General features: G+C 42.6%; 11 protein-coding genes. 4 read left to right on the top strand and 7 right to left on the bottom strand.

The features are described from left to right. From LEP1GSC047_RS14710 to LEP1GSC047_RS14685, 6 genes are all read right to left on the bottom strand, one after another. On the bottom strand, window positions 1-4,833 hold the full coding sequence (locus LEP1GSC047_RS14710; protein WP_010409651.1) for a TIGR04388 family protein: 4,833 nt from the start codon (window positions 4,831-4,833) through the stop codon (window positions 1-3). Window positions 4,834-4,971: 138 nt separating this feature from the next. Next, window positions 4,972-6,612 (bottom strand): dolichyl-phosphate-mannose-protein mannosyltransferase, encoded by a 1,641-nt coding sequence (locus tag LEP1GSC047_RS14705; RefSeq protein WP_238325595.1) that lies wholly within the window; start codon window positions 6,610-6,612, stop codon window positions 4,972-4,974. 31 nt (window positions 6,613-6,643) lie between these two features. Beyond that, complete coding sequence (locus LEP1GSC047_RS14700) at window positions 6,644-7,291, bottom strand: tetratricopeptide repeat protein (protein ID WP_010409645.1); 648 nt, start codon at window positions 7,289-7,291, stop codon at window positions 6,644-6,646. A gap of 488 nt (window positions 7,292-7,779) precedes the next feature. Further along, the gene (gene recD, locus LEP1GSC047_RS14695) at window positions 7,780-9,573 is read right to left on the bottom strand and encodes an exodeoxyribonuclease V subunit alpha (protein WP_010409644.1); all 1,794 of its coding nucleotides are present in this window, start codon (window positions 9,571-9,573) and stop codon (window positions 7,780-7,782) included. Next, window positions 9,570-13,280, bottom strand: coding sequence for a UvrD-helicase domain-containing protein (locus tag LEP1GSC047_RS14690; protein WP_010409642.1), 3,711 nt, complete (start codon window positions 13,278-13,280; stop codon window positions 9,570-9,572). Before LEP1GSC047_RS14690 ends, recD begins: the two co-directional genes overlap by 4 nt. Continuing rightward, window positions 13,277-16,711 (bottom strand): exodeoxyribonuclease V subunit gamma, encoded by a 3,435-nt coding sequence (locus LEP1GSC047_RS14685; protein WP_010409639.1) that lies wholly within the window; start codon window positions 16,709-16,711, stop codon window positions 13,277-13,279. The genes LEP1GSC047_RS14690 and LEP1GSC047_RS14685 overlap by 4 nt, the downstream gene beginning before the upstream one ends. 540 nt (window positions 16,712-17,251) lie before the next feature. Here LEP1GSC047_RS14685 and LEP1GSC047_RS14680 point away from each other — a divergent pair. From LEP1GSC047_RS14680 to LEP1GSC047_RS14670, 3 genes are all read left to right on the top strand, one after another. After that, on the top strand, window positions 17,252-17,653 hold the full coding sequence (locus LEP1GSC047_RS14680; protein ID WP_020988874.1) for a DoxX family protein: 402 nt from the start codon (window positions 17,252-17,254) through the stop codon (window positions 17,651-17,653). A gap of 21 nt (window positions 17,654-17,674) precedes the next feature. Beyond that, the gene (locus tag LEP1GSC047_RS14675; protein WP_010409633.1) at window positions 17,675-18,250 is read left to right on the top strand and encodes a DUF4256 domain-containing protein; all 576 of its coding nucleotides are present in this window, start codon (window positions 17,675-17,677) and stop codon (window positions 18,248-18,250) included. 374 nt (window positions 18,251-18,624) lie between these two features. Beyond that, entirely contained in the window at window positions 18,625-19,488 is an 864-nt protein-coding gene (locus LEP1GSC047_RS14670; protein WP_010409631.1) for a class I SAM-dependent methyltransferase, read from the top strand. Window positions 19,489-19,736: 248 nt separating this feature from the next. Here the strand turns inward: LEP1GSC047_RS14670 and LEP1GSC047_RS14665 are convergent, their stop codons facing one another. Next, a complete protein-coding gene (locus tag LEP1GSC047_RS14665; protein ID WP_010409628.1) occupies window positions 19,737-20,141 on the bottom strand; it encodes a hypothetical protein in 405 nt (134 codons plus the stop codon). A gap of 356 nt (window positions 20,142-20,497) precedes the next feature. On the opposite strand from LEP1GSC047_RS14665, the gene tmpT reads away from it, so the two are divergent. Beyond that, entirely contained in the window at window positions 20,498-21,136 is a 639-nt protein-coding gene (gene tmpT, locus LEP1GSC047_RS14660) for a thiopurine S-methyltransferase (RefSeq protein ID WP_010409626.1), read from the top strand.

Raw genomic sequence — 21,136 nt, 5'->3', positions numbered from 1 at the left:
TCATTTATTTCCGAAGAAGATAACGGGTCTATCAGGTAATTTCCCCGTTTGAAAACCACCAACTGAAACTTCCCGTCCAAGAATTGATTGCCACTTATTAGACCACGCATTCAATTCCGGATGTAATTCTTGTAAATTATTTGGATGTACAAAGCCTGGAATATTTTTAGAAGTCCCAATCCCTTTCGTTAATGTATTACTTTCAATAAATACATCAATATCACTATGAGGTCCGAAAGGTTTGCCCGACTTAAAACTTTCTCCAGTTACTGAACTTCCGCTTACACCTATTCTATAATCTGTTATTCCTTTACTTTTCATAATACCATTTAATTCAGACATTGCCTTTGAGTACTGCTCTGGGCTTGAAAATCCCCTTGGTATTTCCGGGACAGATGCAGCTTTCCCAATATTTCGCCCAACCTCAGCAGCTTCCTTCGTCGTTCCTGATTTACCATCAAGTCCTCCTAGCTTTCCTCGAAGAGCGGTGATACCGCCAGCAACTAATAACATACCGTCACCGATGAAATTACCCCATTTATACCCCGTGGAATAATCTTTCGAACAATTGGCACAATCTGAATTGGCCGCCTTCTCTGCTCCCGGTTCTGTTACTAATTTATCATAAAGTGTCGAAGCCACTCCTTTAGATAGCGGGGCTTCCAGTGGATGCTCGTTCACCGGACGACCAAATTCGTCTGTGACTCTGAAATTATCGGGAGCAGCAATGCTCGCCCCAGTTTCGATTAAGTGCTGAGGAGCATCTACCAATCTCGCTATACTTTTACCAACACCAGTTGCAAAGCCGCCAGCCATACATCCAGCATCGTTGTGTACAAGCACCCCGTCTTTTCCCACAAAATACGTGTGATTGTCTTCAACCTCGAAGTTATAGACTTTCGTCTTCTCATACACTTCTTCGATCTTAGCAATCCCAACCGTTCCTCGAATCTCGTCTTTCCAAGTCGCTGAGTTTGAGCTCGACGATCTGCTTCCTATCGCCGCTAAGGAAGCCCCGATCTGTATTCCGGAAGTTCTCTCGATACGAGACGAGTTCCGTATACTCGCAACCGTGACCGATCTCTCTTCTTCCTGAATGTTTCTAACTTCAGTAAATCCTTTTCCTCGAATATAGAAAGGGTGGTTCCAAGTCGTATTGATTACGTTTCCGTTAGTATACGTGACTCGATGAATAAGTGGTGTCTCTTTGGAGAAGAGTCGAGACACTCTCTTGTAAGACATTTCTCCAGTCTTCGGATCTAACGATAAGACTAAATCCCCAATCTCGATTTTCTCGATCGGCTTTAAGCCTTCTTTCGTCCGTATGAGTGTCCCGGCTGTGAAACAACTTCTCTGGACATACTCTCCATTCTTATCAATAAACCCATTGCTATCACTCGCACCCAGTCCCGTACTACCAAGGAAACTGCCCACAACATCTTGCGCGGTCCGTCCCAACCACGTAGACGCAGAACTAGGATCGGTTAAAAATTCACCGGCACTAGCAAGGGTAGCCCAGACACCATGCTGGTCTTGTGCACTCGCATTCTCATTGTTTAAGACTTCTTTCTGAGCTTCATTTCCAGTCTCTGCGATCTTACTACGACCGGCTGCTAACTCTGCAGTTCCGGCCTTTAGATTCTCGTCCGCCTTACCCATGGCAAGGTTCTGGTTCAGATCACTATTAAAATTCTCATTCGCCTTCAGGTTCCCAAAACTACTCGGATCGTGTACATTCCCCGTTGCCGATACTACCGTAGCATTTCTATACGTTGCCGCTACTGTCGCATTTCCCTTACCATCTATCGTTACGGAACCACCGACTCCCGAAGCCTCATTAGATTCCTGGACTGTTAAACTAGGTCCGCTATGCTGAGCAATATTCACCATGACCCCGGTATTCTGTCCCGGGGTAAGGTTCACACTTCCGCTAAACCCGCTCGTTGGGTTATAGCTTACGTTTCCGTAGCTCCCTCCTATGTTAAACGAAGTGCTTCCGTGTTGGGAAAACGTAACTCCCGCATTGAGTTTAGAAGATCCAAGTCCTACTGTTCCTCCAAACCCTCCCGAGTAGCTGTATGATACTCCCACGTTGACTCCGAACTGTCTTGCATACGCTGTTGCTGCTCCACTCGCCGCTCCAACAAGAGCGCCTTCCATTCCTCCGTTTTGGTATCCTTGTGCTGCCTGCAGAACCGCCTGTCCAACCGCCATCATCTCAGGTCCCGCTATAAACGACGCAGCGATACTTGCCACTGTCACGAGTCCGGACGTGATCTGTTCCGTTCTCGCTTTTGCCTTGGCTTTTTTCTCCGCCTGGTTCTTCTCAAACCAGCTTACGAGTTGGCTTGCCATGTCAGGACTCATCCCAGTTGCGTTGGCTATAGCTGTTGCCATTGCGGTGTTCACTTTATCCTGAATTTGCCCTTTAACCCAGGACTCAAAATTTCCACCCTGGAATAATGCCTGAGCCAAACTTTTCTGATCAGACGCAAAACTAGCTGCAGCCTGCGCCGCGTCCTGAAAAGCTTTATCATTTTTTGCATTTAAAGAATTTAGCGCTGCTATTTGAGAATTTAACGAATTTATTGTAGAGTTATACGAAATATTAAATGAATCAAGATTAGCTTGATTCTGAGAAATTATCGAACCTGTATTCCAAGTTTGAAACAAATCTCCCGCGGCCGCAATTTTAATTGTAGCGGGGGCGGAAAGAAATATATTCTGTTTAACAGTGGTTGCTTCATAATCACTCGCGTTTGTGGCATCGCCGCCCGTTTTTAATCGAGCATGTCCATCTTCTATCGAAGTAGTATAGACAATGTTTCCATGGCTGTCGACAACCGCGTTATTCCCAAGTGAAGTTGCAATTTGTTGAATAGCGTTTTTATTTTCATCAATCGCTTGTCGATTCAGCTGATTTTCTAAAGCTAAGTTAGACGCACCCATTAAAGATTGTTGAAAAATAGATAAAGTATTGTTTAAATTACTCTGATCTATCACTGGCGCCTGGGCAGCCGGAGAAAGAACGGAATTGTCGGAAGGTAAAAGTATCTGCGTAATCTTAGGAGAAACCGAATCTAAGAAGGACGATTTTATAGAATCCATGGAATTGCCGGCCCCGGAATTTATATTGGTGTTTTGAAAGGGGGCCAATAATCCATTTTGCCAATTATGATCTTGAGAATTTAAATTTGCAACCCCTGTGGAATAAGATTGCTGTAAGCCATCGGCATAGATAGCTGCTTGTGCATGCCAAGTCGCGTATTGTGCTTGATAGGCAGAAATTTGTCCTTCCCAACTTGAAATTGATGAAGTGATTGAATTCCAACTATTTAATTCGGTGCTTAAATTGTTTCGGAACCCACTCCAAACTTGCGAATTCGATAATGCATTCTTGTCTTGAAGCTGAATATTAATGCTATAATCAAATTTATCTTCCGCAAAGAAGCCTGTTTGAAGAACAAAACCGCCGAGAAATCCTAAACCTGTCGCATTAAAATCGAATGCATTATAACCTGCTGAAGAATAATAAAGGTCATTGCCAGCAAAACCCGTTTGGATCGGAAAAACGCTATAATTCGTATAGGCAGTATTGTATCCTTTAAAATCTGCTGAATTTATCTTTAGAATACTATAGTTATTCGAATTGAAATCGTTGCCGTATAGATAGTTAATCAACGTGGGATCTTGATTATTACTTCCGCCATCGATGAAATCCTTAATAGCTCCGATAACAGGATTTGCAGAGGATACCCAATTCCCGTAATTGTATAAATCTTGCAGCCCGCTTAATACCCGTTCCCCACCGAGAACAGTTCCGGTTAGCGATAAATTGTACGGAGTAGCTTTTTGGCTCCAATAAGTGGCATTATTATGTGCCTGAGTTTCTTGAGTTTGAAGATAAGAGACCATTTGATTTGCAAGTGCCGAGAGCGGACTTCCATTCGCGAGACCTTGACTTAAACTAGTAATCAAGTTTTGCAGATCTAATCCGGATTGGGTCATCGAATTCCAATTCGGAGTTCCGTCTGGTTTGGTATTATAGAATAAAGCTGTAGTTTGGAGGGAAGTTTGAAGTTGTGAAACCGAAGTCTGCATACCCTGCTTTACAGTATTCTCGTAGCCTTGCAATTGCAGTAGATTCGCCTTATATTGCGCATCGGTTTGGTTTAAGGATGATAGTTGTTGCTCATAAGTTCTTTGTAATGCGGTTAAAGAGTCGGAAAAACTTTGCAATCCAGTATTAAGCGCAGTTTTATAATCAGCAGAGTTTGCAATGGCCGAATTCACATTTCCGCTACTCGTAACTACCAGCTGCTGGTTTTGCGTCGTGCTATTCGAAATATTAATCGCTAACTGACCATTGATAAAATTGTCACGTGCATTAGAAAGTTGAGAATCAACCTGATTTAGCCATTGTGTTTCGGCATTATTTTCCTGTGCCCACAAGTAAGCCGAAACCGCATTTTGATAATCTTGTAAACTCGTACCGGAATTAGGGCTTGAGGTAATCGAACTGACGAGCGATTCTATTTCTAAAGCTGAAGCATTCTCCCAATTTGACTTAATAGCGCTGAGTCCTTGGCCGGAAATTGTTTCCCAGTTATTTAAAGAATTGGACTGATTTGCTAGGCTGACAACTTGATCAAGATTTTGTTGTTGAAACTGAGGGGCTACGAAGGTCGGGTAATTATTAAGGTTCTGGGAAAAAAGGATAGAAAGCGGGAAAAAGAGAACCCAAAAATAGATTGAGAGCATACTGCCTGACATAAGCCTTTCAGGAATGGAATAATGACGGATATATCGCCCTTTTCTAATCATAAAATCCATTCTCCCTCTTTTCCGCGCTGACAGGTTTGAGTTATAAATTAGATTTTAAATAAATTGTATGTCGAGCAAATTTAACGAGAAGAGGCCCTTTTTTCCCTTTACTGAATGGATTAACGGCGCAACAGAAAAACCACTCACTTAAGTCGCTATTTTCTTTTTAATAATATTCGCCATAACTATTATTCCAAAGGGAACTAACACCGCTTGAATTGGCATGGCAGTAAGAGTAAATCGATAATCCACAAAAAAAACTAAATGAACAAGTAGAATGGATAAATAAGCCGAAGGAAGTATAAATTTTTTATATTTGATTAGTCGAATTAAACCCACTAGCAAAAGCAAACTGATCGAGATCCTATAGAAATATTGAGAAATCAGCAAGGGATGTTGATAATAATTTCCGAGCGGCCGTGGGCCTCCAGCCCCTACAAACCATAGCATAAGCTTTTTATATAGGTTTGTAAAAACTAATTCCGGATTCTTTTTATATATTTGCACGAGGTAATTAGCCATCTCCTTGCTATTTACGTCCAACTTAGACTCCGCTACAAACGTAACCCAATGTCGAGTATATGTTCCTTGCGAATACGGATTATTTCCGATCACGAAATTCACTTGAGAGTTATTCGTAGCAATCAGGCCGTCGTCTTGTCCTCCGAGAAATCGTGGAGATAAGTAAGAGAAGCAAAATAATAGCGCGATCAAGATAAGTTGGGCTTTTCTAAGAATGTTTCCGTTACGAGATTCGAAGCAATAGCCAGCCAAAAATACCAAGAACACTAAGGGAAACCAACTTCTAAGTAATGAAAAACAAATACCAGCGAAGACCGTAATTAGAATTTGTAATATAATATATTTTATACCGCTCTTACGGAGTGCCACCAGATTTATGTAAATGAATATCGAGAATAGAGGATTAAATAAATTTTCGTTCCATAGCTGATTTGAAAAAGAAACATAATGACTTGAGGTAAGGTAAAATACGCCCGCTGCTATGCCTGCAAATTTAGATTTAATAAATATTCTTGCTGTCTCGATCGAACAAAATAGCCCAAGCATGCCGATCAATGCCAAAAGTATTTTGGGAATTAACTGACCGATTTCGAAAATTTTAAAGCAGGCAAAAAGGAAATAGCTCATACCTGGGCTAAATCCTAAATTGGGTCTAATTCCATTTTCGTAGAGATTAATTGCCGACTCATAAAAAGTTTTAGGATCATCTCCGCTCTGTAATAACCCATCATCAAATTGCAAAGCAAGTAATCTTTGCAGGAGACCTAATAAAACTATTAAACCCACAAGAATCGCATATTTTTCATTCAGTATTCTGGCTACTCGGCGGCTTAATTCTTGGATAAAACTTCCCTTAAATACCAAAGCAATCGAAAATATTACAAGGAAAGCGATAATAACGTTCCTTTTACGCGAATCATAAAAAACGTCGGGTATATCACGAAGCATTAAAGCCATACTTATAGAAATGAGCACCAACGCCGTCGTTACTATTTTATCGTCGAATAGCAGATTGAATTTGCTTAGAAATTTAAGAGTAACAAGAATAAGACTGATCCAAACTCCATAACCCAGTAGAAAATAAAATGAATCTCGGTAAATCCATTTTGTAACCAAGGGTGGATCGACGCTCATTGCCTGAATACTTGCATTTATAATATTTGATTGCTCTGAATTCAAAAACCTGAAGAGCGCTGTAACTATAATGGAAAATAAAAATAGCGTTATGATTTTGGAAAATAATTTTTGAAGGAATTGAACTGTCACTCTATCCCCGGAAAATATATCGAAGGGTATTCTACTTTTCATGTTTAGCGTTTGCAGCAGTGCCTGAAACTGTTCGCTTCTTTTCTAATTCCGGATCAAATCCTAATACTTTCGCCTTTATTAGCTCCGCATCTCTTTGTTCGGAAGAAGCTACTCGAAGCAATTCCGATAACCTGAAATGAGCAAATCCGAGACGTTCATCATTTTTTACAACGTTTCGATAGCTTTCAATTGCATGATCAAGACGACCTAATTTTTCGTAAATCCGTCCGCGTAAAATCCAGGCTTCGATATTATTGGGATCATCCGAAATTATTTTATCAAGGCCGAGTACAATAGAATTCGGATCTTCGCCTACTATATATTTCGTCCGATACATCCAGATTGCCGATTCAATTCGAGTTGGGTTTTTAGAGTAATCCTCCTCAAATAGTTTCAAAGCCATTTTGAGATTATTTGAAAAGAAATACGTTTTTGCGAGCATCAGCCTAACAAGCAAATAATCCGGATGTTCTCTATAAAGTTTCTCAAAGGAAAATTTGGATTCAGTCAACTGTTTAGATTGGAATTGAGCTAGTGCCTGTTTATAACTTTCGTGTAACTTACTTGAATCATCTGAACAGCTCCAAAAAAAGGAAAATAGGAAAAAGTAAGATAAGAGTTTCACTATATAGTTCACAAAAAGAAGAAATTATCGTACGTCCTTTTTCCGTCAAATCTATTGATCCATCCTTAAGCGTAAATTACTCCTCTTACTTCCAATTAAGGGAAAGTAGGCCTGCTTTCGTTATTTATCTCGATAGAGAGTGAAAATACCTAAGTATCGTTTTGATATTTTTTCAAAAGGTGTATTTTTGCATTCGGCTTTGCGAGTCTTCTAAACATTAATCAATATTATCATTGGAGTTTATGCTTATGATTTCAACAAAAATTCTTTGATAGAGAACCTATATGCTCAAAAGGAAATCGGCGGGCTTCTGTTTTTCTTTTCTCATTTCTCGCAAAGGATAGGCACCTTGCCGCGAAGATGCTTTCTATCAATTTTTCTTGAAGCGCCGAACTGAGGCTACTGATCTTATGGGCTTGGGTTAGAACGATGGATTCAAAAAGTCTTCTTCGATAATATGAATTCTGTTGTAGTTCCTCTAAAACCAGTGCCCGATGATCCTAAAGTCGAAACCCGGTAGTCCTTTCCGACTTTTTGCTTAGGGATAAACCTAATAATTCGTCGTCTGCCAGTAAGACGGCTCTTCGCTTTGCGCGAGTTAAAGCGGTATAAAGGATTTCCGTCCTGAATAGCTCGCTAGTCAAATTCTTGCTCTCCGATTTTTCAGGGTCCGGAGGATAAAGAATAAATATATTATCATATTCCGAACCTTGGGACTTATGCACCGTAATTGCAAACGCAGGTTCGTGCGAGGGTAGGGTATCCAAAGCAAAATCCCGAATCATTCCATCCAACAGAAATATCGCGCGTAGCTCGGAGTCTCCTGTAATTGTTTTAGCTTCTAAAATAATCCCGGTGTCGCCGTTGAACATTCCCCTTGAAGTATCATTCTTCGTGATCATGATCGGAAGTCCCGGGAAATAGGTGCGGTTCCCGATCGTCAAAGTTCTTTTATATCCTTTCCTTATTAGGATCCGATTGATCTCTCGATTGATTCCCTCGCTTCCATAATCTCCTTGCCTAAGAACGGTAAGTATTCTGGAATGATTTAAATTCTTCGAAATATATTCAATTAATTGAATGCTTTCTTTGTTCGGATCCGGAAGTTTTGTCAATCTAGGCTGAATCCAATGCTCTACATACTTTTCCAAAAACTGATTTCGATTCTTGGGAAAATTCGATGGAATCCGATAAAATCCGGCTTCATTTCCGGATAATTTCGAATCTACTATTTCGTCTAGGGAAATATTCGTTCTGATTGCAAACGTGGATTTTAAGAGAGAATCGACATTCGAGTTCTTGCCGATACACTCTTGAGCGGCGTCGAAAATCGGAGACGCATTTCCTTCCTGTCGATGGCTTTTACTTAGGCGAAAGAAATTAGAAGAAGAGGAAATCGATGCGACTATATCCGATAATATTGCGCCCGCTTCCACGCTCGGTAATTGATCCGCATCTCCTAGAATAATGAACCTGAATTTCTCCCGTTTACGATTCGGTAGGGCTCTCAGCAAATAGGACATCAAATCCAGATCGACCATCGAAACTTCATCGACCACGATAACGTCATAAGGTAGTCGAAAATCTTTTCCGAATTTATAAGAATTACTCTTAGGATTATAACCTAGGAGCCGATGGATCGTTGCCGTCGGTAAATTTAGAAGTTTTTGATCCAATTCGTTTTTGGTTCGATTCAGGTTTAAAGTATTTTCCAGAGATTCTTTTAGTCTTTGAGCTGCCCGGCCAGTCGGTGCGGCTAAACCGATTTTTTCGGTTTCATAACCTAAGCGGATCAGCGCTCGCAAAAGACTCGTAATCACAGTTGTTTTTCCCGTTCCAGGACCTCCAGTCAGTACGAAAAAAGAGGATTTAAGCGCGGCCTCTAACGCTTCCTTTTGCTCTCCTTCGCCGCAAAGAGTTATTTTAATTCCGTTTTTTTGAAATTCCAGCGGATCATTTTCGGTGATTTCTTTAATAATATTCCGAATTCCGTCCTTTTGCTCCTTCGGAATTTCGCGAGATAACAGATCTCGGAAGGAGTCTTCGACTTCGGTTAAAGTTTCAAAAGTTTTCCTGTAATATAAAATTCCGTTGCGAGATCGAAAAAAAGGGGATTCGAAATTCTTCCGGATTTGATTTTCGGATACGCCTAAACTACCGGTTCTCAACGCTTGCAATAAACGGATGTTCAATTCGTACAGGTCTTCTTTCCTAACTTCCGGTAACAGGCGAGACATTTCATCGGAAAGGAACATTACATATTCTGGATCAACGATCGGAGATTCCTCCATCATTCCTTCCCCTCCGAACCAATGTACTTTGTTTCGAGCGCGTCTTGAAGCAGACTTCTGGATCTCTCCATAAAGGAAGGATCCAGATGCTGAAAGAATATCCCGCTTCCTTTATGCAACGGATTTATCCCTCGCAGAAAAATAAAATACATACCTCCTAACAAACTCGGATCGTACTTCGGCCCGTATTTATCGCGTAACCAACCGTCTAGGACTAGGGAATAAAGAGCTAACTGAATCGAATACGATTCCTTGACCTTCATTTCTATATTTCTTTCCGAGTAAGAGGAGGGACTCGCAGGCTGGCCGAGTTTATTGGATTTCCAATCTGCGATCCAATATTTTCCGCCGGAAAAGAAAATAAAATCCACAGTGCCGTTTAATAATTCGTTTGCGTTCTCGCCTTGACGACCTGGGATCCTCAAAAAGAAATCGACTTCGTGTTTTCTTTCCTCTACGCTCAATTCCGCTAAGCAATTCAAACTTTGAGTGTAGGGGAGCTGGCTTCGCAGAGTATTCCAGAGAAAGGTTGCGGCTCTTTCGGTATAAAATTCGAGCTGAACTTCGTCCTTACCGTACCCCTGTATCCTAAGGGAATTTTTTATTTCCTTCCAAGCTGGAAAATCCCTTAATCCTAACGGATCGTTCGCGTATAAGAAATAGGAAAAATCAATCGTTTCTAATAGTCGATGGAGAAGATTTCCCATTTGATTGGAAGACGGTAGGTCGTCCTGAGCGGGTTGTAAGAATTCGAGATCGTCGCTTTTAGCATTTTCGGTCTCTATCCGAAATCCAGTTTCTCTCCGAACATTCGCATAACGATCCAACGAGGAATAACTCTCGAGAATGATCGTTCGCTTCTCGCAACCGTTAGGCCAATGGAACACATCCCTATCGACCTGGCGTTCCGGGGGCTCCGATTCGGTGTCCTCGGGCAGATCGGCATCTTCTCGGGATCTCGTGAAAAATTTAACTTCATAACCCGTTTTCGTTTCATTCGGATAAATTTTGGCGACATTCGACATGGGATTAAAATTCGGCATTGCCGCTTCGAAGGATCTGCGAAATAACTCCAGGGGTCGCTCCGGAGCGGGCGAAGATAACAGCGGGAAGTAAAACTTATACATTGCCCTCGTGACCGCCACGTAGTACAATCTTTTGTCTTCGTTGATTAAATACTCTTTAAATTTCTCTAATTCTCTCTTATCCAGATCGATTATTTTTACGCTCCGCAATTCGTGATCCGCGCCGACGATCGTTTGCCGATATTCGAAATATTTTCTCTGAGAGGAGGACCATCCCGTAAAACCGCCGAGAAGGAATACAAAAGGAAATTCTAAACCTTTGCTGGAATGAATCGTCAGGATTTTGACCCGATCTTCCTCGGTTTCCCTTTCCAAGTAATCGTCTTCATCCTGCGTGGACGAATCAGTAATGCAAGAATCTAGATATTCGATAAGTTCTCGCAGAGAAAGATTACGAGAGGAGGCTTGTTCCGATAAAAGATAGAAGATTTGTCGGAAGTTCGTAATCCTGCGTTCCCAATCTCGAGTCTTCTCCCCGTCTCGAGATTTTGCCAGCAAACTTTCGGTCAATAAGGAACGGAAAAGATTCGGGTATTCTTTTTTTCTGGCATATCGACGCCAAGATTCCAATAGTCGTTTTTCTTTGGACTCGACGGAATATTCATCGAATCGATGCAAATCCGTCGGTCGAACTTCGAATAAATCCGAGAGTAAAAGTTTGTAAAACGAATCAGGACTTCCTTCTTCGTTTATACAGGAAAGAATTTGTCTACAACGATACGCTTCGTTAGAGGAAAATAGCCCCCTCTTTTTGCTATAAGTATACGGAATTCCTGCCGCTCTTAGATAGTTTTCCAATTCCTTTGAATCATCTTGGTTTCGGATCAAAATCGCGATATCTCCGTAACGCACTTTTCCAGCGTACGGAGGTCGACCGGGACGTTCTTTTTGGATTAAGATTCCCGATTCACGGGATACTAAGTGCAGAATTTCGGAAACTATAAATTTAGCATAAGGATCTCTTAATGCTTCTTTGCTGGAAGCGGAAGGCAATTGGAATGCGTTAAGGGCACCACGTTCGCTCCTATCCGAATATAGGACGGCTTTTCTACCGAAGGGAGCGGCGTTCACTTTCTCGTACGGAATCGGGTCAAATCCCGGCTCTCTTAACGGAAACCAATCTCCTTCCGGGGCGGAAAAAAGGTCGTTATACGCCGAGATTAATTCCGGCAACGAACGTCGATTCGTGTCCAATGCCGGGTAAACCACGGATCGGTCCGCGAATTTTCCGTTCAAGTCTAAATTATTTTTCGCTGATAGATACGTGCCTATATCCGCTCCGCGAAATCCGTAAATTCCCTGTTTGGAATCTCCGATCAGAAATAAACGGGTCTCCGAATCGGTTATGCCGCTCTTTTCTAAAAAAAGATTTCGGAAAATACCGTATTGTTCCGAATCCGTATCTTGAAACTCGTCCACGATCGCATAATGGAATCTGGTCCTTAATTCGGTTAATAATACTTGATTAGTGATTAGAGATCGGGACAAATTCCGGATCATATCGTTGTACGTGATTTCGCCTTCCTCGGCTTTTTCGAAAGGAGTTTGCTTCACGATAGTTTCCGAAATTTGGACGACGAATGAAACAGCTATCGTTTCCAAATCGGAAAGGGCTTTTTTTACTTTTTCTCTTTGTGCGACGTAAGTAGCGTATGCGGGATCGGATTCCCCTTTCTTTAATTCGTCGTCCGAGAAAAGAACGCTTGAGACCCCGGATTCTTTTCTTTTTAGACGCCCGATCTCTAAGATCGCTTTCGTTACCTTGAATGGATCGAACGGCTCTATCGCGGATAAGGCCTGAGCTAGGATTTTTTTGAAGGCGAGTTCTCGATCTAAAAAGGCTTTTTTGGTGCTTGCATGCACGTATTTCAGTAGCAATTCTTGTAACGGCAGGATGGCGGAATACTCGTTAGATAGCGTCTGGATGGATAGATGGATCTCGTTTTTTCCGGGCAAAGGATTCGGGCGGGGTATCAGCCTAACATTCGAGGGAGAAATTTCCTTTTTCCCGGCAAGTTCCGATATAAAATCTTCCCAAGTATTTCCGGTGAATCCGTTATCAAAAAAATTACGTAATTTTAATAGAGTTAAAGCTATACTTTCTTTCGGTATCTCGCCCGCAAATTCGGAATGCATCCTGGAATACAGTATCCTATTCAAAGGCTCGGATTCCGAAACAAGCTTGGCATTTGCGGGATAACCGGTTTCTAACGAATATTCCTTAAGAATCTTACTGCAAAATCCGTGGATAGTGGAAATGTACGCTTGATCGAGTCGCTCGGCTTGCGCCAAGAAAAACTGACGTTCCGGTTCTAAAATCGGATTAGTCCGAGCCGCTTCCTCCAAGCTCCGAATTCTTTCCTTAATTCCGGCCCGAATTCTGGATCTTAATTCCGAAGCTGCCTTATCGGTATATGTCAGAACTAAAATCGAATCGATTCCAGGCGGAGGAGACGTTCCGGCATCGGCATCCCAGGCAAGAAACGATTCTCTTAACAATTTCAAAACCAAGTATACGATTGTATGGGTTTTCCCTGTTCCGGCGGAAGCCCCGATAAAACCGTTTTTTTGGGAATCGATTCCATCCGCGAAAGAAGGAGGAAAATCGATTGAAATCGGCTTCATGATAAACTCCGTAAAACCGGTTCGTACAATTTCTCGGATAAATCCAAGGCATTTACCGGAATATGATCTTTAGGAGACGGCAAAAGTCTAAGCGTAGGATTTAAATATTCGGATAAGTCGTATTCTAGAGATTCCCGGATCCAAAGCGAATACTCTTGTGAAAGTTTTTCTCGGTCCTCTCCATTTGCACATCGAGAGATTTCTTTTCGAAGCGGAAAATCTTCCCAAAATTGCGGAGAAAGTAATGCAGTGCAAGGACGGAGATATTCTTCTACAAGGTTCTTTAGGAAATTTTTTCTTTCCGGACTTTCCGATTGTAATCGATATTCCTCTGGTAACCCTTCTTTCGAGACGTATCCGAATAAGACCTGCACTGTCTTTTGCTTTTTCGCTTCGGTGGGTATAAGGTCTAAGAGCGATTGAATTATCAGGGGGTCGATTCCGTTTTTTAGGTTTTTTTTCGAGTTAGGATAGATTAAGACTATGTTTTCGTTCGAAACGAATACCGATTCCTTCAGTCCGCTAAAATACACTCGAATTCCTTCGGAGATATCTAAGAATGGGCTCGGCAAAGAGAGGATAGTTCCTTGTTTTGAAGTCTCGCCGAAAGAAAGTGCGTCGTAAAAATAACTTTCATTTATCAGTGGTTCGATTTTTCCCCAAGCCCGTTCTAACTTTTCCGCGTTGAGTATTTCTTCTACGTCGCGGTACGTTCCTCGCGGAAGCAAGCCTCGTTTACCGAAATTCCGAATCGTTTTCTCGTATCCTTGTAAGAATATGGAGAGGGAATCGGCGGATATTTTTTTCCCGGAAAAATTATTTCCGAAAAGTTTCCAAGTTTCCGAGACTAAGGAAAAACTTTCCGAAATTCGAAACGGTTCTCTCCGGGGTGCGGATTCTTCTTCTTCGAAATCTTGGGCGTACAATCCGAAATTTTTCCTGAGAAAATAAAAGAGAGGAGATTTCCAAAATTGTACGAGTTCACTCAAATCGATCGTCAGTTCCTTTGCGATCCGCAGCGACTGCGCGGGTTTCGAGGCCGTTCCGAAATTCAATATTTTTTTAATATATTTCTTTTTTCCTTCTTCTAGTCCGTAAGCTGTGACGGCGGCCGCATCGTACGTTTTAAAGAAATTGGAACGAAAATCCTTTTCGCCGGGAATAGTCCTGGCTTCGAAGTATTGCCTACTGTGTTTGTTTAGCGGTAATGGAACCCTGACACTCTCTTCCTGATTCAGAATGAATTCTTTTAACGCTTGCTCGATTTGTAATAAGGAAGGGGAGGGCGCCAACTCCTCGTCCTTACCCGTATCCTGCGAAACGAAGGAAAAATTCAGGCTTTCTTTCGCGGATAAAATCGTTTCGTATAACAAGGATTCGTTCGTTTGTCTATTCGTAATATCGCCCGGGCGCGGAGAAAGATGTCTAAGGTTGAAGGCCGAGCGATCATCGATTCCCGGAAACGCCCCTTCTCCCAGTCCCAGAATAAATATGTGACGAAAGGGAATCGGGCGCATAGGCTGCAAAGCCGAGACGGTTATTCCACCGGTAAGATATTTTCCTTTTCTGACCGGAATCCCGTCGCAGGACTCGCGAACAAAAGTTTCAAAAAATCTAATTCTATCCTTGGCATCGCCGGAGTCCCACGAAATTCCTTTTAAGGATTCCAGTCTGGAAAATAATTCCAGCGCTATCGTAGTTTCTTCCGGTTCCTCTTCGGAAGGGATGAGCATTGCCTGCGCGAATCGTAGGAATGAATCCAATAATTCATCGGATGAGAGGCTTTGATCCGATAAAAGATCGGAAAAGGAATTCAGGATAAACTCCACTTTTTTCCAAATGCCGATCCAGTTCTCGACGGAAATTTTATTTCGAGAAGGGTACGGCGAGATGCCGGTATCCGCCTCCGCAGATTCGGGTAAGATTTCGGACATAGCCAATCGAATGAATCCGTTCCTAAAAGAAAATGATTGCGGATCTCCTTCCAGCGAGTCGTCTATGTAAAGGTTTAGGTTTTTTGCATATGTGTTCCATTCCTGAAGCACCTCCGGGTCGATACCCCATTTTGCCTGGAAGCAAGAATTTCGAAATAGGTCGAAGAATTCCTGTCTAGATTTTTTGCCTGCGAGTAACGGAAAAATACATAGCAATCCTCGCAAAAAGGAGCTTGTCTCTCCGGCACGCACGTCTCTTATCGTGTAGGGAAGAGTCTTTGGAGAAAATTCTTCCGTTCCGCTTTGGCTCTTTAGCTTCGCAAGGATTCCTCCATCAAAAACACTTTCGATTGCAGGCCGGTAATCGGGAAGGTCTACGCAGAAAATACCGATATCGGTTAAGCGAAGTGTCGGATCATCATCTAATTTAGAGAGAATCACGTGAAAAACCGATTCCACTTCTCTTAATTTTCCCGGAGCCTCGGCTATCGTTAGGCTCGCGTCGGCAGGCAGTCGTCGGTCGGACAAGGCTTGTTTTCCGCTCGAAAGATATCTCTGAAAAGCTTCAAGAACGGAATCTCGTTTTTTCTCACGATCTTGAATCTTATGCATTTGAGCTCCCGAAGATAGCCAGCTTTGATGGAGCGTGCGGAACGGAGTCGCCCAGCTGCGACAATTGGTTAGCTGCGATGCCTCGGTTGTGAATGCGTCGTGAGGTAGACCGAATTGAAATACTTCTACGGAAAGCTCCGGTAAAAGTCCGTTAAACAACGCTATATAGGTAGAGGACAATTGCGAAAGCCCGAATAAATATATTTTTCCGGGCTTTGCTTTCTTAGCATTCGCCGTTTTCCCGGAAGCCAGAGTTCGCATAGCAAATTGGATAAGCGTTTCGGAGTTTACACTTTCCGTAGTCGCCGCGTATAACTCCTTCTGTAAAAAGAAAACCGGCGATTTTGTCGCACTCCATTCTTCGATGTCTTCGGTTCCGATACGAAGCATTTCGTATCGATCGCCGATCCAATTTCGAATCCAATCTTGTCTTTGCAGTTCGTAATCTTTAAAATATTTTGCGAGTCTTCCGGATAATTCGAATAGTCGAACCGGATCTATCTTCTTTCTTCCGGATGGCAAAAGATATGCGCTCAAAATCGGATAATCCGAAAGAAAGCCGGGCGTTTTTTGAATGTATTCGTAAATTAGAAAACGTCTAGATTCCGGTTGAAGAAAGGGCCGCGAACCTGGTTTTATATCCGGAGAATATTTTTTTAATAAAAACTCTTCGATTGCTTTTTCTAGAAAGAGAAAACGGATATTAAAAGCGACTCCGGCTCGCCTTACAAATTCCAAGTATAGCCACGTCTCCATGCTTTGATTCGGAATCACTATAATCGGACTATACAATCCGTCTTCTTCCCGGATATCGGAGGAAACGGAAGAGAGGAGATTTTCCGCTAAGAGAGTCAGGTCGTCGGAAGAAAAAACGTTGATAGGCATCTTCGGTAGATTCCAATTCTAGCGAAGTGACTTTGCGAGAAAAGAGATAATTTTGCAAATAACCTAGTTCCGCAAAAGCAGATACCTTTTGTTTTTCCATCATTTGAAATCGGATCTGTGGCTCGGATTGTTAGGCGCCACCTGCAAGTAAGTTCGCCAGGGAGGGTTAAAACCGCGTCGGCTGCTTTTAGATTTTCGCTGAGCCAGTTTTCCAATCTCCGCTTTTCGTCGATTACCGGTATGGGGTCGGATGTTCATTCGTTGCGGAGTGGTATCAGAGGACAGAAGACAGAGGACTGAGGACAGAACATTGATAAGCGGAGTTTCCATGTTCTACAGAAAGATCCTTGTGTTACAGTAGATTCTTCCACTACTTCAGTTGTATTCCTAGCCTCTAGCAGCTACTGTCTTCCGTCCTCAGTCATCTGTCCTCTGGTTATGCGTTGCGAGCCTTTACTTCTTAGAATCCGAAGGTCGTCGGATTACAATTTGGGATAACGATGGGCATTATCCGTCAGCTTGCAAAACCGATTGCAAGAAATGGGAAGCAAATTAAAAGATTCCATTATGGCTAAGAAAAATAAAATCATCTATTGGGTTTCTACCATCTGGCTTGCATTAGGAATGTCATCAACCGGAATAGTGCAGGTATTCAAAGTGAAAACGGAAGGGGACTTCACCGCAAATTTAGGTTATCCCGATTATTTTCTAACGATACTAGGTGTTTGGAAAATTTTAGGAGTTGTGGCATTGCTTCTTCCTAAATTCCCTTTGCTAAAAGAATGGGCTTATGCGGGCTTTTTCTTTGCCATGTCGGGAGCTGCAGTTTCGCATATCGCTTCGGGTACCGTAAATGAAATATTTCCCTCATTACTACTTCTATCCCTGACGGTAATATCTTGGTATTTTAGGCCCGCGGATAAAAAAGTCGTTTTAGGTTAAGTAGCCAAAGTGTAGGAAGTTATGAAGGTTACCGAGAACAATAAAAAGAAATTGTCGCAAGAAAAACGGGAAGAACTTCTCGAAGCATTGAAAGCACGTTTTGAGAAAAACAGGAAGTGGCATAAAGGTTTGGAATGGGCTAAAATCAAAGCGAAATTGGAAGGCAATGCTGAAAAACTCTGGTCACTCAACGAAATGGAAATAACTGGAGGTGAACCGGACGTTGTCGGTTATGATAAAAAGACGAACGAATACATTTTTTACGATTGTTCTGAGGAAAGCCCTAAAGGTCGCAGAAGCGTTTGCTACGATCGCGAAGCGTTGGAGTCAAGGAAAGAGCATAAGCCGAAAAATAACGCTATCGATATGGCTGCCGTTATGGGTATCGAACTTTTATCGGAGACGGAATATCGCGAGCTGCAGAAACTTGGAGATTTCGATACGAAAACGTCGAGCTGGGTAAAAACACCCCCCGATATTAGGAAATTAGGCGGAGCCCTTTTCTGCGATCGCCGTTATGATACTGTATTTGTCTATCATAATGGGGCGGAATCTTACTATGCCGCCAGAGGATTCCGGGGCTCGCTTAGGGTTTAAATTATACGTGCAACTAAATCTAAGAGCGGATCGATGAATAAGAAAAATGAATTTTTGCGAGCTTAGGTTTAAATCTCTCCTTCAATTTCGGCTGGATTGTTTGCAATAATAGAAGAGCAACAACTGTTAGAAGTCGCTTGATAAATACGCTCTGGCAAAGTATGCGATAACCCCAGGGCTGATTTTTATTTTAAGAAGCCAATAAACTGCATACGCGTCGTGGGGTTCCGGTTTTACGGTGCTCTCCGGAATTTCGACTATTGACGGAGTCCATTACGATATAGAGATTAAAAATCCGAGTTTAAGCGAATTAAAAACTATCGAAAATTTTCAACGGCTTAAAACTAACGAATCGGGTCTGGAGAAAGAACATCATGAATGATAATAAATTGAATCCAGTTGCGGATAGTACGGCAGTTCGGGTGGCCCTTTGGCGCGCTCTGCACATGCAGGTGGATTCTCCGCCGCACATACTTGAAGATGAGATCGGCCTGAGGCTTGCTGCCCCGGAGGAAGATTGGCGTAGTCGTCCGGATATGGATCCAAATTTCACAAAACCCTTCCGAGCATCCATACTGGCGCGTGCTCGCTTTATTGAGGACTTGGTCGTCGAGAAGTCGGGCAAGGGTATCGGCCAATACGTTATTTTAGGAGCCGGTTTAGATACCTTCGCGCAGCGCAGGAAGGATATTGCCTCTCGTTTGCGGATATTTGAAGTGGACCAACCACGTCATCAAGCATGGAAGCGCCAGCGGTTGATCGACCTTGGATATGGTATCCCGGAATGGCTTTGTCTAGTACCGGTGGATTTTGAATCGGGCGGGTCCTGGTGGGAAGGGTTGTCATCGGCCGGTTTCGACGCGAACCGACCGGCAATTGTGACTTCGATCGGAGTGAGTATGTATCTTACTAAGGAGGCGATCGTAGCCATGCTAAGTCAGGTTGCGAGGCTTGCACCCCAATCCACGTTCGTAATGACCTTTCTACTTCCTTTCGAGCTGGCGGATCCGGATGTTCGTCCGGGCTTAGAGGCAGCTGCAAGAGGAGCGCAAGCGAGCGGGACTCCGTTTATCAGCCTTTTTACGCCGACGGAAATATTAAGTTTGGCCCGTGAGTCCGGGTTCAACAAGGTTCAGCATGTCTCGGCTACTCAGTTGACGCAACTCTACTTTGCAAACAGGCCCGACGATCTTCGACCGCCCAAAAATGGGGAAGAACTGCTGATCGCGGCCACGTAAGAGCGAAATCGGGAAAGGTGCGTCGAAGCGAAATACTAATTTCGCATAATAGTGATTAGCCGAATTGACGGAATTTTGATACTGCAAATCGGGTCTATTTTCGACTGTTCGGAGCTTATATATTATCGCGCCATTCTATATTACTAAAAACTAAATATTCAGGATTGTAGTGAAGACTAGGCGAAGCAAATTACTAATTGTCCTCCCGATCGATCGCCTAAAGGCGTTTTGCCGATTTTTGCATACGACTATTTACTGCAAAATTTCGGGGGATTGTGTTCGGCGCTCCTAACTCTCGAATAACAACTAGTACTTCCTTGAGTGGTTAGACCTAAAAGATTCCATCGAGTGACCGGATACTCTGCCGTGGAAGAAGGCCCTTTTGTCCAATCGAATCGATATATCCCTTTATTTTTCGTGTTTACTATCGTTCCTTTATTGGTGACGGATTGTTGGTTACACGAAATTACAGTATTATTATGTATAACTAACCATGCCGTTCCGGTGGGGTTAGGATCTTGATTGCAACCGTAATCCAATACCCAATTTCCGTTCAAAAGGGTTTGAGCTTCTTCCGCCTGTGCCTTCTGATCTTTGGCATTAATGGTATGCGTCAAAATTCCCATCAATAATAATAATCCAATTCTTCTCATAAATCACCCTTCCTGTATTAATGTTCTCATAACTCAATGAATAAGCGAATACAAGGCATATTAAAATATAGTCAAATTTTTTTTCTAGAATTACTTTCTCTTTAAGAAAAAATATTTCTACTTAAGGTAACGAATTAACGGCGCCTTTCGCCTTTCTACGCGGCCTGCATTCGTTCGCGCTTGATCATATTCCGCTTTCGCTGGGGCGTCGATTACCCCTGTTCGTTATGCGCCCTATATGTTTTGGACAGCCATTCTTGTGTGTTCATGGCTCGACAAGACCTGAAGAAACTCATTGCTAATTTCTATTTTGCGAATGACAGGATATTCACGGATAAATTACTATAGAACTTATTATGGATCCAAGCTTTTGGCATCAAAAATGGGTAAAGAATGATATCGCCTTCCACGGAAGAGAGGCCAACCCGCTGCTGATCAAGTATTTCGAAAGCCTATCTTTAGCGAAAGGTAGTCGCGTTTTTTTGCCCTTATGCGGCAAAACTCTCGATATTTCGTGGCTAGTTTCAAACGGGTATAGAGTTGCCGGAGCCGAATTGAGTAAAGTGGCCGTCGAACAATTATTTCAGGAACTTGGCGTCGAACCGAAAATAACGGGTGCCGGTAAACTTGATCGCTATAGCGCAAATAATATCGATATCTTTGTCGGGGATATATTTCATTTATCTAAAATGCTCCTCGGTCCAGTCGACGCAATTTATGACAGGGCTGCATTAGTGGCATTGCCCGAAGAAATGCGAAATCGATACGCAGCTCACTTAATTGAGATTACCGATAAGGCGCCGCAATTGCTGATTTGCTACGAATATGATCAAAGTTTATCGGAAGGTCCTCCTTTTTCGATTAGCAAAGAGGAAGTAAATCGACATTACGGAGATTCTTATCGTTTAAGTTTCATCGGAAGCGAAAACGTAGTCGGCGGATTAAAGGGCAAATGTGCGGCGACGGAGAATATCTGGTTGCTAGAACACGATTAG

The organism is Leptospira inadai serovar Lyme str. 10, from assembly GCF_000243675.2.
GTDB classification, from domain to species: Bacteria; Spirochaetota; Leptospiria; order Leptospirales; family Leptospiraceae; genus Leptospira_B; species Leptospira_B inadai.
Note: the sequence above shows the minus strand (reverse complement) of the source record. Positions and strands in the feature narration are given on the sequence as shown.